Annotated in this window: 10 protein-coding genes, 1 pseudogene and 1 riboswitch; of the genes and pseudogenes, 5 read left to right on the forward strand and 6 right to left on the reverse strand. The window is 59.0% G+C overall.

The features are described 5' to 3' along the window. Positions 1 to 1,363: 1,363 nt before the first annotated feature. The 5 genes and pseudogenes from DSL70_RS22525 to DSL70_RS05080 form a co-directional block, all read right to left on the reverse strand. Positions 1,364 to 4,252, reverse strand: a pseudogene (locus DSL70_RS22525) (EAL domain-containing protein); the annotation flags it as partial. A gap of 229 nt (positions 4,253 to 4,481) precedes the next feature. Beyond that, entirely contained in the window at positions 4,482 to 5,033 is a 552-nt protein-coding gene (locus DSL70_RS05065; RefSeq protein WP_119307274.1) for a GNAT family N-acetyltransferase, read from the reverse strand. 383 nt (positions 5,034 to 5,416) lie between these two features. Beyond that, positions 5,417 to 6,697, reverse strand: a complete 1,281-nt coding sequence (locus tag DSL70_RS05070) for a M16 family metallopeptidase (protein ID WP_162916367.1) — start codon at positions 6,695 to 6,697, stop codon at positions 5,417 to 5,419. Positions 6,698 to 6,856: 159 nt separating this feature from the next. After that, positions 6,857 to 8,308 (reverse strand): threonine synthase, encoded by a 1,452-nt coding sequence (gene thrC / locus DSL70_RS05075; protein WP_119307275.1) that lies wholly within the window; start codon positions 8,306 to 8,308, stop codon positions 6,857 to 6,859. A 293-nt stretch (positions 8,309 to 8,601) separates the two neighbouring features. Beyond that, on the reverse strand, positions 8,602 to 8,946 hold the full coding sequence (locus tag DSL70_RS05080; protein WP_162916368.1) for a type II toxin-antitoxin system ParD family antitoxin: 345 nt from the start codon (positions 8,944 to 8,946) through the stop codon (positions 8,602 to 8,604). Between the two features lie 805 nt (positions 8,947 to 9,751). Here DSL70_RS05080 and DSL70_RS05085 point away from each other — a divergent pair. Further along, on the forward strand, positions 9,752 to 10,141 hold the full coding sequence (locus DSL70_RS05085; RefSeq protein WP_119306828.1) for a PilZ domain-containing protein: 390 nt from the start codon (positions 9,752 to 9,754) through the stop codon (positions 10,139 to 10,141). A gap of 393 nt (positions 10,142 to 10,534) precedes the next feature. Beyond that, entirely contained in the window at positions 10,535 to 10,858 is a 324-nt protein-coding gene (locus tag DSL70_RS05090) for a PilZ domain-containing protein (protein ID WP_119306829.1), read from the forward strand. A gap of 24 nt (positions 10,859 to 10,882) precedes the next feature. Here DSL70_RS05090 and rnhA read toward each other — a convergent pair whose 3' ends face one another. Continuing rightward, on the reverse strand, positions 10,883 to 11,326 hold the full coding sequence (gene rnhA / locus DSL70_RS05095) for a ribonuclease HI (protein ID WP_119306830.1): 444 nt from the start codon (positions 11,324 to 11,326) through the stop codon (positions 10,883 to 10,885). A gap of 723 nt (positions 11,327 to 12,049) precedes the next feature. Here rnhA and DSL70_RS05100 point away from each other — a divergent pair. The 3 genes from DSL70_RS05100 to gcvH all read left to right on the forward strand — a co-directional run bounded on the left by DSL70_RS05100 (position 12,050) and on the right by gcvH (position 15,050). After that, complete coding sequence (locus DSL70_RS05100; RefSeq protein WP_119306831.1) at positions 12,050 to 12,886, forward strand: class I SAM-dependent methyltransferase; 837 nt, start codon at positions 12,050 to 12,052, stop codon at positions 12,884 to 12,886. 208 nt (positions 12,887 to 13,094) lie between these two features. Further along, positions 13,095 to 13,200: riboswitch (glycine riboswitch) on the forward strand. A gap of 266 nt (positions 13,201 to 13,466) precedes the next feature. Beyond that, positions 13,467 to 14,603 (forward strand): glycine cleavage system aminomethyltransferase GcvT, encoded by a 1,137-nt coding sequence (gene gcvT / locus DSL70_RS05105; RefSeq protein WP_119306832.1) that lies wholly within the window; start codon positions 13,467 to 13,469, stop codon positions 14,601 to 14,603. A 72-nt stretch (positions 14,604 to 14,675) separates the two neighbouring features. Further along, positions 14,676 to 15,050 (forward strand): glycine cleavage system protein GcvH, encoded by a 375-nt coding sequence (gene gcvH, locus DSL70_RS05110; RefSeq protein WP_119306833.1) that lies wholly within the window; start codon positions 14,676 to 14,678, stop codon positions 15,048 to 15,050. The last annotated feature ends 7 nt before the right edge of the window (positions 15,051 to 15,057 follow it).

Consider the following 15,057-nt stretch of genomic DNA (forward strand, 5'->3'; position numbering starts at 1 on the left):
TCCCCATCAATGCAGCCTTCCCGTCGCCAGGATGGGCATCATGGCGATTGCCTTCATTGGCATGGCTCTGCTGTGGCCCGCCGTTGTCGGGAGTATGGAGTCTTGGCCCCTGCGGCGGTGCCTTTCGCTCGTCCATGCCCTGCGGCGCATGAATGGTCGGCCCTGCCTGTTGAGCAGACGATTGGATGGGACGGGAAGCGGCTTCCTGTGGTCCATTCTGTGTGGCTCGCTGTGCCTCACGCGGTGCTGGCGATTGAACAGGCTGCTGCGCGGGACGCGGTTGCGTGCCCTGCGGGACCGCATGCGGTGCCCCATGAGGAGCCGGACGATGAACCGCCTGTGCAGGAGCCTGAGCAGGCACTGGACGGGGAGCCTGTGCCCCCTGTGCCCCCTGAGCCCCATACTGCACCGGCTGGGTTTGAGCCTGACGGGCAGCATCAACCCCCGGACGGTGGGCCTCTGCCAGTTTCGGCATGGGCACGGGACGCGCATCACGATGAGCCGGAACCTTGGAACCTGTCTGTGCGGCCTTTGCTTCGGCTTCTTTCTTGCTGCCTTCCGCCTTCTTGAACGGGTTGGAGAAGAGAGATTTGGCACCACTGACCTTGTCGCGCAGGGAACCGAGGGTCTCTGCTGCCTTGGCTTTGACCGCCTGAGCCTTGCCAGCGGCGGACATGTCGGTCACGGTCTTCTGAGCGGCTGATCCGACGGCTGCTTCCAGCGACTGTTCCAGTTCCAGAGAGAGGTTTCTTGCCTGCGCGGCGGGTGCTGCCGGATGCGGTTTGCCGCCGTTGTTGCGGTTTGCACTAACGGCTGTCGCCGGAGCCGCCTTGGGTTGCTGGCCATGCGCAGGCGTCTGAGATGATACTGGGGGCTGTGGCTGAGGTCTAGGAGCAGCCTTCGTCTGAAGAGCGCGTTCGGCAGCGGCTGTGATACCGGCAGCCTTCAGATGCGCATGGGCCGGTGCGGCCGCCTTGTCCTCGACAGACTTGCCTTCCGACGGCCTGCCCTGATCAGCCTTCGCCTCTTTGGATGTGTTGCCCGCAGCAGGCTGAGATGCGGTCTCGTCCCCCTCCAGATCGAAGGCGAGGCTTTCGGCCAGCATGGCCTCCAGAGACTCGTCCTCCTGGGATTTCGCTTCTTCTGCCTTTGGCTGAGGCTTGGTGGCTGGCTCGGGCTCCTTCAGGCTCTGGGCCGCGATAGCCCGGGCATGCGCCTGGGCGCGTTCCAGTTCCTCAATCTCCTTGCGACGCTGCTCTTCACGTTTCTTGCGCTCTTCCTCGGCCTTGCGGGCAGCCGCTTCCTGCGCGGCCTTCTGGCGCCGGGCCTGCATTTCAAGCTGCATCTGGCGCGCAAGCTCGATCTGCTTGCCGAGCATGACTTCCGCTTCGTCTGCCGTCAGCGGCTTGCCGAACAGATAGCCCTGCCCCAGCGGGCAGCCCATGGCGCTCAGCTGTTCAACCGAGCGTTCGCTCTCGACGCCCTCCGCCACCAGACTGAGGTCCAGATCGTGGGCCAGCCGGACGATGGACTGCAGGATGACATGTGAGGTGCCCTTGTCACTGGTGACGAAGCTCTTGTCGATCTTCAGCGTATCGAACGGGAAATGCTGCAGATAGGACAGGGACGAATAACCCGTGCCGAAATCATCAAGGGAAAGCCCGGCCCCGAGCTGGCGCAGACGCGTCAGCACCTGAGAGGCATATTCGGGGTTTTCCATCACAAGGCTCTCGGTCAACTCCAGCTTCAGGGTACCGGTGTTGAGACTTGAGCGCGACAGGATGGTTTTGACGTCATTGATCAGATCATGGCGCAGCAACTGCTGGGACGACACATTGACGCTCATGAAGAGCTGGTCCATGCCTTCCAGAGACTGCTGCCAGTGATTGAGCTGGCGGGCAGCCTGCTCCATCACGTAGAGGCCCAGCGGCAGAATGAAGCCGGTGCGTTCGGCGGCCGGAATGAACTCGGCAGGCGAGATCAGGCCACGCTGCGGGTGGTGCCAGCGGCTGAGCGCCTCGAAGCCCTTGATCATGCGGTCTTCCAGACTGACAATCGGCTGGTAGACGATCTCGAACTCCTTGCGCTCAAGGGCAAACTGCAGATCCTTGTCGAGCGGACCGCGCAACTTGCCCTGCTGGCGCAGAGACGGGCGGAACGGCTCAATGCGGTCCCCGCCCATGCGCTTGGCGTGATAGAGCGCCAGCTCGGCGTCGTTGATCACATCCGCCGCAGTGGCGTGGCTCTGGATGTCATGAATGGCAATGCCGATGGAGACAGACAGGCTCAGTTCCCGTTCACCAAAGACAATCGGCGCCCGGAGCACCTTGCGGGCGCTATCGGCGAAAACGGCAATGCGCTCTGGCTGCTGTTCGGACAACAGGATGATCGCGAACTGATCGCCATAGAAGCGGGCAATCGAATCCTGCACCTTCAACAGTCGGGTCAGGCGACGGGCAACCGTCAACAGGATGGAATCACCGACCGACAGGCCATAGTTGTCGTTGATATGGCGGAAATTGTCGATGTCAATGAGCAGGGTTGCCGGACGGGCGGCGCCTTCCGCCTTGGTGCGGTTCATGGCGGCGGTCAGACGATCCTGCAGCAGCTCGCGGTTGGCAAGCCCAGTGAGGTTGTCATGTACGGCGTCATGCAGCATCCGCTCTTCTGCGGTGCGCTGGTTGGTCGTGTCAAGCAGTGTACCGACGCAGCGGACCACCTCGCCATCAGTGCCGACAACCGGGCGGGCGCGCAACTGGAACCAGTGGTAGTGGCCATCTTCGGCGCGCAGGCGGAAGTCCATATTGACCCGGCCACGGCGCTGCTCGATGACGGCATCCAGCATCGTGGTGAACCGGTCCTTGTCCTGCGGGTGGATAAGGTCGAGCCAGTCCCGTGCTGGCCCTTCAAGGGCGCCGCGTTTGAGGCCAAGCAGTTTTTCGGCCTCGCGGGAGGTGTGCATGCGGTCGCGCGGCACGTCCCAGTCCCAGACCATGTCACCGGAGCCGACGATCGCCAGCGCCCGGCGCTCGCTGTCGGAAACGATGCCCTGCGCGAGAATGCCGCCCGAGAAGGCATGCTGCATGATGGTGAAGCAGAACAGCAACACCAGAAGAACCAAGCCGCCATTGAGCGCTGGTTGCACGAGGTCATTGTCCAGCAGACCGGCAACCGAGGCACCGGCAGCCAACAGCCAGAGCAGCAGCAGGATCCATGTGGGGATCAGCATGATGGCGCGGTCAAAGCCGGTGTAGGCCAGATAGAGGATGACGGCAAAACCGGCAACCGAGGTGATCACCATCGACAGGCGGGCAATTCCGGCACCGAGCGAGGGGTCATAAAGCGCCACCCCAAGCACGACAATGAGGAACAGCAGCCAGACGCCAGAGGCGTGCAGATAGCGCACATGCCAGCGATGCAGCGTCAGATAGGTGAACAGCAAAATGAGGATAGAGGCAGAGAAAGCCACCTCGGCCACGGCGCGCCAGATTGGCTCGTGGGCTGTTGGAATGTCGAACAGCCGGCCCATGAAGCCGAAGTCGATGGCCAGATAGGCCAGCACCGACCATGCCAGCAGGGCTGCGGCCGGGAACATGGCTGCGCCCTTGACCACGAACAGGATGGTCAGGAACAGCGCCAGAAGACCGGCGATGCCCAGCACGATACCGCGATAGAAGGTGTAGCTGTTGACATAGTCCTTGTAGGCTTCCGGCTGCCACAGGGTGAGGCTGGTGAGACTCTTGGCGCTCTGTTCGCCCACGAAGGTGACCACGTTGCCCGGGTCGAGCGTGACGCGGAAAACATCGGCCTCGGTATCGGCAATGCGTTCAGGGGCAAAGCCCTGCGAGGTGGAAATGGCGTAGACTCGGCGCGCGCCCAGATCGGGCTTCAACAGGCCGGAGCCGGACAGGCGGAAATGGGGCACGACGAGATAGCGGTCGATCTGGCGATCGGTATTGTTGGCGAGGGCGAAAACGAACCAGCCGGGCACAACGCCCTGTTGGCGGGCTCGCACTTCGATCCGGCGAACGATACCGTCTGGTCCTGGCGCTGTTGATACCTGAAGCCGATCCTGATCCCCTTCGTAAAACTCGACCACATTGTCCAGCTTGAGAACTTTTGTGTCAGCGTTGACATCAACCGCTTCCACAGCCCAGGCTGCGGACGTGGCCACCAAGCCAAGCATCATGGCCAGAAGAGATATGATCAGGACGGATACGCGATTCACCAGGGGCCCTCTCTCAATCAGCATCCATGCGGATGCAGTGCACCATAGTTAAAATTTTGCTCTTCGCCATACAAGGCGAAATTCTCAATTTCGTGCCTTTTTAAAAGGAAAAGGCTGCTTTGTCGGGCAGGCTGGCAAAGTTTCCCCGTATATGGTTGTTATTCATCTGGTCTTTCCGCCTTTGCCACGCACAAATGGCGCTCCGCAGCACCCTACGGAATCGCCTTTTGGGCTCTCATTTCATCCAGTCTTTTCAGAAACCGACAGACATCATGACATCACTGCGCAGGGCAGAGAAAAGCAGATGATCTTCCCATGCGCCATTGATGCAGAGATAGCTTCGGGCCTTGCCTTCCATCTGGAAGCCGGCCTTTCTCAACACGGCAATCGAAGCATCGTTGGTTGGCAAACAGGCTGCCTCGACACGATGGAGCCCCTGACAATCAAACAAATAGGGCAGAAGCAAGGCCAAGGCGGCGCTCATGTAGCCCTGTCCGGCATAATCGGCTCCCATCCAGTAGCCTATGGTTGCAGTCTGACAGATGCCTCGCCTTATGTTGGAAACATTGACACCACCAAGCAGCCGATTGTCTCTGGCATCGAAGATGAGATAAGGCAACGAGCGACCTGATTTGCGGTCACGCTGATATTGGTCGAGCCTCCGACGAAAGCCTCTGGGCGTCAGGTCATCGCGCGGCCAGATCGGCTCCCACGGTTTGAGAAAGTTGGCGCTGTCTGCCCGCACTCTGGTCCATTGGGCATAATCGCTTTTGGTCGGGTGGCGCAGATAGACGCGGCGTCCCATCAGCCTGGGGTGCACGGCACCGCGCAGAGAGCCCCTTCCCAGAACGGCACCGACCGCCGTCGAGAAAATGCTTTCCGTCGAAATGGACCTTCCCAACCTGAAACGGGTTACCTTATCCGGGACCATGTCCGTGCCTTTCCAACTTGCCCTCCCCCACCGGACGGCCTGAGCCAAAGCTGCACCAGCATGCGAGCCACTGGCACAGCGTCCCGCGCTCTCAAGAGCTTAGCGCACAGCAAGGAGCAAGGGAAAGACCTTCAGTGTCAAAAGCGTTACGATTCTTGCCGAAATATCCCCGATATCTGCACGCGGGGCCAACCGGCACCGGAAACATCCGGCTCCGCAGCCGTGGGGGATGCCATCTGGCGGTCAGCAAAGGCGGATCAGGTCCGTGGTTTGGTCGAGCCCAGACGGCTGGCAACCTCATCGACCCGCATCAGCTTGCGCACCGGCCCGACAGAAGACAGGGTCGGTACACTGTGGCAAAAAATCTTCTCGGCCAGTGCCTTGACATCATCAACGGAGACATCGGCCACCGTCTCTTCCATTTCTTCCAGAAGACGCGGGCGACCATAGAGCACCACCTGACGCGACAGCTGGCTGGCGCGGGAAGACGGGCTTTCAGTGCCCATCAGCAACCCTGCCTTGATCTGGGCGCGGGCGCGGTTGAGCTCTGCTGGCGTCAGGTCATCGATGACACGGGTGAGTTCATCGATCATCACCGGCATCAGCTCTTCCAGATGCTCGGCAGCGGTGGCGGCATGAATGCCGAACAGGCCGCTATCCACAAAGCCCCAGTGGAAGGTGTAGATGGAATAGCAGAGCCCCCGCTTTTCGCGGACTTCCTGAAACAGGCGCGAGGACATGCCGCCGCCCATGATGGCGGCCAGCAGCTGGGCGACATAATAATTGTCGTCGGTGAAGGGGCGTCCCTCGAAGCCGAGCACGACTTGCGCTTCCATCAGATCCTTCTGCACATCGCGGCTCTCGCCCCCCCGATAATGGGCAATTGGCAAATCCTTGGGTGGGGTCATGCTGAAGGAGGCAAAGGCCTTCTCGCCAAGTTCGACAAGGTCCTCGTGGCGAACGGCACCGGCTGCGGCCAGAATCATGTTCGGGCCGTGATAGTGGGTCGCCATGTAATTGTCGATATCAAAGGACGAGAAGCTCTGCACCGTCTCGGGGGTTCCGAGAATCGGGCGACCAAGCGGCTGATCCGGAAAGGCCTGCTCAAGGATATGGTCGAAAACCCGGTCTTCCGGCATGTCGTAGGCGGCGCCAATCTCCTGAATGATCACCTGCTTTTCGCGCTCCAGCTCCTCTTCATCAAAGGTGGAGTTGGCCAGAATGTCACCCAGAATATCCACCGCCAGTGGCAGGTCCTCTTCCAGAATGCGGACGAAATAGGACGTGTTTTCAATGCCCGTCGAAGCATTGACATCGCCACCTACAGACTCGATCTCTTCCACGATCTGCACCGCCGAGCGCGTTTCCGTGCCCTTGAAGGCCATGTGTTCGAGCAGATGGGAGATGCCGTGTTCGTTGGCTTCTTCGGAGCGCGACCCGGCGTTGACCCAGACGCCAACGGCGCTGCTCTTGAGGTGGGGCATCTGATCGGAAACGACGGTCATGCCGTTGGCAAGCCGGGTCATATTGACTGGCACGAGTGTTCTTGCTCCCTGGTCGATGTCCCCGGCGCAAGCGGGCCGAGGCCACCGGTGGCGCGCTTCCTCTTATCCCTGCCGCTCAGCCTTTGGAAAGGATCGGGACGGGTTCGGGAGCGCGCACTCTTATTGGTGATCGAGTAGTGTTTGTCCCGAACCTCAGGCGTCCTTGTCATTGGCAGCGCGGGAACGGGCAAGAATGAAGGCTTCGACATCCTCAAGCCGGTTGTCGATGACCGTCAGGCGTTCTTCGCGATCCATCAGATCGCCAAGCCAGACCGGCAGGTCCGGATACTGGCCCGATGCGGCCTCGACGGCGGCCGGGAATTTGGCCGGATGAGCGGTGGACAGCACGATCATCGGTGCCAAAGGCGTATCCTCGCCCTCGTTTGCCTCAGCCGCCTTGCTGGCAGCAGCGGCAAACTTGCGCGCCACATGAACGCCGACCGCCGAATGCGGATCAAGCAGATAGCCGCTGTCGGCCAGCACTGTCTTGATGGTTGCGGCGGTATCTTCCTCGCTCGCCCGATCAGCGGCAAAGCCCGCGCGCAGCAGGCCCAGAGGCTGCTCATCGATCGAGAAGGAGCCGGATTGCTTGAGCCCGGCCATCATGCGGTTGACTGCGTCGCTGTCCCGTTCATGGACTTCGAACAGCAGGCGCTCGAAGTTGGAGGACACCTGAATGTCCATGCTCGGCGAAACCGATGGCGTGACGCCCCTGACCTCGTAGCTGCCGCTTTCCAGCGTGCGGGCCAGAATGTCATTCTGGTTGGTGGCGATGATCAGCTTGTCGATTGGCAGGCCCATCTGCTTGGCAACGAAACCGGCAAAGATGTCGCCGAAGTTGCCCGTCGGCACGGTGAAGGACACCGCCCGGTAGGGGGCGCCCAGAGACAGGGCTGCGGAGAAATAATAGACGATCTGGGCCATGATGCGGCCCCAGTTGATCGAGTTGACGCCGGACATGGCGATGGAATCGCGGAAGCTCGTGTGGGCGAACATGTCCTTGAGCAGCCCCTGACAATCATCGAAATTGCCGTTGAGCGCGATGCAATGGACATTGTCGTCCAGCACGGATGTCATCTGGCGCTGCTGCACCGGCGAGACCTTGCCGTTCGGGAACAGGATGAAGATATCGGTGTTGGAACGGCCGCGGAACGCCTCAATGGCCGCGCCGCCCGTATCGCCGGAGGTGGCGCCAACGATGGTGGCGCGAGCACCCTTCTCGGCCAGCACGAAATCCATCAGGCGCGCCAATAGCTGCATGGCGACATCCTTGAAGGCCAGCGTCGGGCCATGGAACAGCTCAAGCACGAATTCGTTGGCTCCGGTCTGTACCAGCGGAGCAACCGCATCGTGACGGAAGGTGGCATAGGCTTCGGTGATCATGGTGCGGAAGGTCTGCTCGGCAATTTCGCCTTCGACATAAGGCCACATGACCGCAAAGGCGACATCGGCATAGCTCTTGCCTGCGAGCGAAGCGATCTCTTCATCGGTCAGCACCGGCCAAACCTTTGGCACATATAGGCCCCCATCGCTGGCAAGCCCTGCCAGAATGGCATCACAAAAGCCCAGTTCGGGCGCATTGCCCCGCGTGCTTACATATTTCACGTCAATCAAGCCCTTATTGCTCGGCGCCGCAGTCTAGGCAAATGGCGCACTCCCTTTGTCCGCGGCACCCTACATCGTCGGCATTTTGAGGGCAAGGGCCTTGAAGGCCCAGCAGGATTGCTGGTCGGATTGCTGGCTGGATTGCAATCTGATTGTCGCCAGATCGCAGCACGGGAGGGCACCCTCGACCGGCGAGAGCCGGATACAAAAAGAAAGCAGCGCGGGGGCGCTGCTTTCTCTGAAAGGCTCGTCATTCCCCCGTCATCGACAGGGGCATTGCTGCAAAATTGATCTTACTCCGCAGCGATCTGCGAACGCAGCAATCCTTTGGTAACGGGAATAGGAGGCAGGACGTGGCCGGGTTCGCCAGCAGCAGATGCAAGCGCCCGCATGGCCTCGGTCACAGACCGGGAGACTTCACTGGCTTCCATTTCTGATTCATTCATCCCGCTTTCGTCCATCGAGCTGCCTGCCAGCTTGCTCTTTTCGAGACGAAAATGCAGTTCCTGCTCTTCAAGAAGACGCAATCCGGCTTGCAGGACTTCCATGTCACTGGAAAACCGCCCGCTTGCCACCTGCTTGGAGATGAACTGCTCAAAATAGGCACCGATTTCTACCGCATTGTCTGTCTTATTCACGTCAGCTTCGCCTTTCATTTTTGGTCTTGCCATCCTCTATACCGATTCCGTTCCAGGTGATGTGCCGCATCAGAAACGCAATCAGCATCCGCCATCGACAGAAAGAACGCTTGCCCGGCAACGAATACCTGACCCCGGCAAACACGTCTTTTACTTGGAGACTTGTCGTGAAACCACGTTTGGTCCGGAGACCTCTTGCTTGTTCTCAATATCCCCGGTCTGAAGATGTCGTGGAGCTACTTTGGCAAGCCGGAAAGAATTTGGAAATGATTCTTTCACGCCCTTTTCCACTGAAGCCATCAAGCGTTTTTTAACCTATCCACAAATCCCCAGTTAACCTTTTCTTAAGCCTCTGAGAAATCTAGCAACAGGTTCTGTCAAGAATGCTGGAGGAGGTTTTTTTTAATTTTTTTCGTCCCGCTACGACCAAATTTGTTATCCCCAGACGTACTCAGTTCGTTCTCATTTATTGACCTTGGCGGATCCTTTAGGGGCCTTTTGCGCAAAAACCCATAGATTCTCCACCTGCTCCCACTTCAGAGCAGAACAAGGCCGCGTCCCCGAGGAGGCAGAGGTGGCAAAAAGGCTGTCTTACCCCCCAGATTGGGTCCTGCATTAACCACGTTTCAAGAAAGGCGCGGTCACACATAGAAATACGTATACCATTTGTTAACGGTCTTATAAGGTTCCAGGTGCGACTGCCCGTTAAAATTGATAAAATTTGATCAAAATACTTCACTGCCCGTCAAAGCCTCAGAAAGGCTTTTCAAGCAACGGCTTGTTCTGATCAAAGAGATGAACTGGTATGAGTGAAATCACACAAAGGGAAGAACGCAGACGCACCACAAGGTCTGCAGTCGCCAAGGACGGCAAGCTCTTTGTCGACAATTTCAATATTGTAATTGATTGTCAAATCGACAACGAGAGCGAAGCTGGCATGAGCCTGCTGCTTGATCGTGACGACATTCAATTATTGCCCAAACAGATCTCCCTGCTCGACAAGAAGACCGGCAGCATCGTTGATGCCGATGTCATCTGGCGGAACGGCGATAGGGCTGGTGTGCAGTTCAGGGGCAAGATGACTGCGGTTGAACATCTGCCCGGCGCCGACATTCGTCGACTGTCCATAATTGCGACCCGACGGCTCAGCAAGCCAAGTCTTTGGCACCGCACCGTGAACGGGTCTGCAAAATGATTTGAATAACTAGCACGATCTCACACATCGACCTTGAAGGCAGGCCTTGCGGCCTGCCTTTTTCTATTTGTGGGTTCGTCAACGCAGGCTTCGACCGGTCATGGGGATGAGAAAAGCCGCTGCTTGGACTGAGGCACGCCGCCTGACCGTGTGTTTTACACTGTTCCCCGCACTCCCCCAAAACCAAGAGAGACCATAAATCACTGAAATTGATTACAAAAATCTATTTACTACAAAATCGGGCCTTTTTCTTAACGTCTCGTTAATACAACCATTAGGTTTGTTCTTAAGAAACTTTAAACAAAACCGCGCTCAGTTTAATATTCAGGAAACAGCACTGAAACCTTGGCCGATTGGGCAAAGGTGGAAGTCAAAGGCAGAAGGCGTAGAAACATGGAAGAGCAACAGGAACGCAGGCAAGACCAACGTCACCGCGTCTTCAAGGGCGGCAAGCTGTTCTTTCGCGGCTTCATGGTCAGTACCGACTGCATCATTCGCAATGAGGCAGGAAGCGGCATGCAACTGGAAGTCGATCCAGAAACGATACTACCGCCAACCCTGTCACTTCTAGACCGCAAGGCCGGACTCCTCAGCAAGGTCCGCATCGTCTGGCGGAAAGGGCGGCGCATGGGCGTGGCCACTGAAGGCGCGCCCGAAGATGTGCGCACGACCACCCAGCCCCATATCAGCAATCTGATGCCGCTGCTGCGTTGTTGACGCCTGCTCCGAGGCGCAGCTGGCTCAGGATTTTTCCTTGAAGGGTGCCATGCCACGGCGGGCCAGTTCGTCCGCCCGCTCGTTGCCATCGTGTCCGGCGTGTCCCTTCACCCAATGCCAGTCGACCTTGTGACGCCGTAGTGCCTCGTCGAGCGCCTGCCACAGTTCGGCATTCTTCACCGGTTTCTTGGCTGCGGTTTTCCAGCCGTTCTTCTTCCAGCCATAGATCCAGCCGGTGATCCCGCCCTTGACATATTGACTGTCAGTAAAGAGATCCACCTCGCAAGGACGCTTCAGAGCATTAAGTGCCTCGATCGCAGCCGTCAGCTCCATGCGGTTGTTGGTGGTTTCCGCTTCGCCGCCGCAGAGCTCCTTCTCATGCTCCCCGATGGTCAGCAGGGCCCCCCAGCCGCCTGGCCCGGGATTGCCGGAACAAGCTCCGTCGGTATAAATTGTCACTTTGCCCATGCTGGCTCCTTATGCCCCTTACGGCGGCTTACTTAATGGTCTTCTCGTCCTCGCGCACATGCGCTGCGGGCGTAGAGGGCGATGGCCCGGGATTGCCGGAACAAGCTCCGTCGGTGTAAATCGCCCCTTTGCCCATGCTGGCTCCTTATGCCCCTTACGGCGGCTTACTTAATGGTCTTCTCGTCCTCGCGCACATGCGCTGCGGGCGTAGAGGGCGATGGCCCGGGATTGCCGGAACAAGCTCCGTCGGTATAAATTGCCCCTTTGCCCATGCTGGCTCCTTATGCCCCTTCCGGCGGCTTACTTAATGGTCTTCTCGTCCTCGCGCACATGCGCTGCGGGCGTAGAGGGCGATGGCCCGGGATTGCCGGAACAAGCCCCGTCGGTATAAATCGCCCCTTTGCCCATGCTGGCTCCTTATGCCCCTTCCGGCGACTTACTTAATGGTCTTCTCGTCCTCGCGCACATGCGCTGCGGGCGTAGAGGGCGATGGCCCGGGATTGCCGGAACTGGCTCCGTCGGTGTAAATCGCCCCTTTGCCCATGCTGGCTCCTTATGCCCCTTCCGACCGTGCTGCTTCGGTCTTCATGTCGTTGCGCCCTGTCTAGCCAACCCTTTGCCGTGGCGCAAGATGCTTGCCCTCACTTATGGGCCGGTGTAGAGCTATCGCCAAAGCGAACCTGCCGCACCATCTGTTGCGGGGAAGACATCTGGAAGAGGGCCATGTCCGAGATTGACCTAGACGCCTTGCAAGAGGAATACAACACAGCGCTTGAGCTGGAGAAAGCTGGCAAATTCGACGAAGCCGCCGAGCATTATCGCAAGGCGCTGGAACTCGATCCCGATGACCATGCAGGCGCCTCGGTGCGGCTCGCCTCGATGCAGCGCGGCCCTTCGCCGGAAAAGGCGCCAGTGGCCTATGTCGCCACCCTGTTCGATCAGCATGCGGCCGCCTTTGAAAAAATTCTCGTGGATGACCTTGGCTATGCCGTGCCGATGATGGTGCGCGAGATGATCGTCAAGTACCAGCCGGAGCGGCGCTTTGCCCGCATGCTGGATCTGGGTTGTGGCACCGGACTGACCGGCATTTCCATGAAGGACAAGGTGGACAACATGATCGGCGTGGACATTTCCACCGGCATGCTGGATGAAGCCTATGACAAGGAGGTCTATGACGATCTCTATGCGGGCGATGTCGTCGAGTTCCTGAGTGAAATCGAGGATGATGGCGAAGGTGAATCCCGTGGCTGGGATCTCATCGTCTCCACCGATGTTTTGCCCTATCTGGGCGAGCTGGAAGAGAAGTTCCACCATGTGGCCCGCTGTCTGGATGAAGGTGGGTTGTTTGCCTTTTCCTCGGAAACCCTGCCGGACGATGCCTTTGACGGCGCGGCCTACAAGGTTGGCCCCAAGCAGCGGTTCGCCCATTCCGAGCGTTATATCAGACAGTTGCTGGATGCCAATGACATGGATGTGAAGCATTTCGAGATGATCGTGGTGCGCTCTGACGAGGGCAAGCCGATCTACGGTCATCTGGTGCTTGCACAAAAGCGCGCCTGAAACGGCTTGCGAGCAGCGCCGGGGGAATGACACCACCGGCCCGTCGGCCACTGGCTGCCACCGGCAGAGGTTTCGCACATATTTTGTCGATGGCAGACGAACAATCGTGGTATTCCCGGCTTGACTTTACCGGGACTGCCAAGCACTTTTGACGAGCAGGAAAAACGATCGCGTTCCTGCAGACCAGACCGCCGATTGGCGGCCTGGCTTCAGGTCAGCGGGAGAGCCCCCCAGTCTTGCAAGGCAAGGCAGCAAGGGCGCCGAAGGAGCAACCGCCTCGGAAACTCTCAGGCACAAGGGACCGCCAGACCAGCGAACTCTGGAAAGCAGCCTCGAAGGCAGGTGTCATGGACCATGCCCTCCCCTCAAGGCTCACCGAAGGAAGCAGCCGTCTTCATGACGACTGGCCCAAGCCCGAACGTGTGGGCAGGCCAGCCTGAAGGAAGGCGGGAAATCTCTCAGGTTCTGTGACAGAGGAGGCACCGATGCAAGATGGACACTCCTCACGGAGCCGACCAGTCTGCACCCGTGCAACCCGTGAGCGCCGCATTTTGGCGCCCGTTACAGAAAGAGAGATGCAATGGCTGACCTGAGCGAAGCCAGGAAAACACCCCTGTTTGCCCTACACGAGGAGCTGGGCGGAAGCCTTGTCGATTTTGCAGGCTATGCCCTGCCTGTGCGCTACCCTGCCGGCATCATGGCCGAACACATCCATTGCCGCGACAGCGCTGCGCTGTTCGATGTCTCCCACATGGGGCAGGCACTGCTGGTGGGACCGGATCATGTCACCACCGCCAAGGCGCTGGAAGCCATCACCCCGTCGACCTTTAGCAAGCTGGCACCGGGCCGGATGCGCTATAGCGTGCTGCTCAATGACAAGGGCGGCATCATCGATGATTTCATCGTGACACGGCCGGAAGACCCGACCCTTGATGGCACCCTGATGCTGGTCGTCAATGGCGCCTGCAAGGAAAAGGACTATGCGTTCCTCAGCGCCAAACTACCAGAAGGCATCTCCCTCAAGCGGCTTGATGACAAGGCGCTCATTGCCCTGCAAGGCCCCAAGGCCGTCGACGCACTCAGCCGTCACGCTGCAAGGGCCGAGGGTCTTTCCTTCATGAGCCACACCCCCGATGTGATCAACGGTGTCGCCGTGGGGATTTCCCGCTGCGGCTACACCGGCGAGGACGGGTTCGAGATTTCCTGCAACGCGGGCGATGCCGAAGCGCTGGCCCGCCTGTTGCTGGCAGAACCGGAAGTGGAACCGGCCGGACTTGGTGCCCGCGACAGCCTGCGCCTTGAAAGCGGCCTCTGCCTCTATGGTCACGATCTGGACGAAGACACCGACCCGGCGGAAGCCAATCTTGGCTGGGCAATCCAGAAGAGCCGCAGAGAAGACGGAGCCTTTCCGGGCGCAGACCGCATCCTCAAGGGTCTGCAAGACGGCCCGGAACGGATTCGCGTCGGCATCCGCCTTCTGGGCAAGGCCCCGGCGCGCGAAGGCGCCGAGATTCAGGATCAGGATGGTAACGTGATCGGGCAGGTAACCTCAGGCGGCTTTGCCCCCACCCTGCAGATCCCGATTGCCATGGGATATGTCGTGCCAGCCTTCGCTGACATCGGCACCAAGATCAATCTGGTGGTCCGCAAGCGCGCGCTTGAAGCAGAAATCGCCAGCATGCCGTTTGTTCCGCAACGGTATGTTCGCAAACCCTGAGCCGACCATCGGCAAGCATTTATCGACAAAGCAACAATCAGCATCATTGCATATCGACAAGGGAACTCACACATGACCACCTATTACAGCGAAGACCATGAATGGGTTGAAGTGAACGGCAAATTTGCTACCGTCGGCATCACCGACTTTGCCCAGAAGCAGCTCGGCGACGTCGTCTTCGTGGAACTGCCCGAAGTTGGCCGCGAACTGGAAAAAGGCGAAGAAGCCGCCGTTGTGGAAAGCGTCAAGGCCGCGTCCGAAGTCTACTCACCAATCGACGGCGAAGTGACCGAAGTCAACGAGACTCTGGAAGACGAGCCAGCTTTGGTCAACAGCGACGCCGAGAGCGACGCATGGTTCTTCAAGATCAAGATCGCCGACAAGAGTCAGCTTGATGATCTGATGAACGAAGAAGACTACAAGGCCTTCGTCGCCGAGCAGGAATAGCCTTCTC

The organism is Cohaesibacter haloalkalitolerans, assembly GCF_003574655.1.
GTDB lineage: Bacteria > Pseudomonadota > Alphaproteobacteria > Rhizobiales > Cohaesibacteraceae > Cohaesibacter > Cohaesibacter haloalkalitolerans.

What these genes read in the sequence shown, in the direction of transcription:
- DSL70_RS05065 (WP_119307274.1), bottom strand. Translation starts at nt 5,033, where the DNA reads ATGGGACGCCGCGTCTATCTGCGCCACCCGACCAAAAGCGATTATGCC.
- DSL70_RS05085 (WP_119306828.1), top strand. Translation starts at nt 9,752, where the DNA reads ATGAGTGAAATCACACAAAGGGAAGAACGCAGACGCACCACAAGGTCT.
- DSL70_RS05090 (WP_119306829.1), top strand. Translation starts at nt 10,535, where the DNA reads ATGGAAGAGCAACAGGAACGCAGGCAAGACCAACGTCACCGCGTCTTC.
- rnhA (WP_119306830.1), bottom strand. Translation starts at nt 11,326, where the DNA reads ATGGGCAAAGTGACAATTTATACCGACGGAGCTTGTTCCGGCAATCCC.
- DSL70_RS05100 (WP_119306831.1), top strand. Translation starts at nt 12,050, where the DNA reads ATGTCCGAGATTGACCTAGACGCCTTGCAAGAGGAATACAACACAGCG.
- gcvT (WP_119306832.1), top strand. Translation starts at nt 13,467, where the DNA reads ATGGCTGACCTGAGCGAAGCCAGGAAAACACCCCTGTTTGCCCTACAC.
- gcvH (WP_119306833.1), top strand. Translation starts at nt 14,676, where the DNA reads ATGACCACCTATTACAGCGAAGACCATGAATGGGTTGAAGTGAACGGC.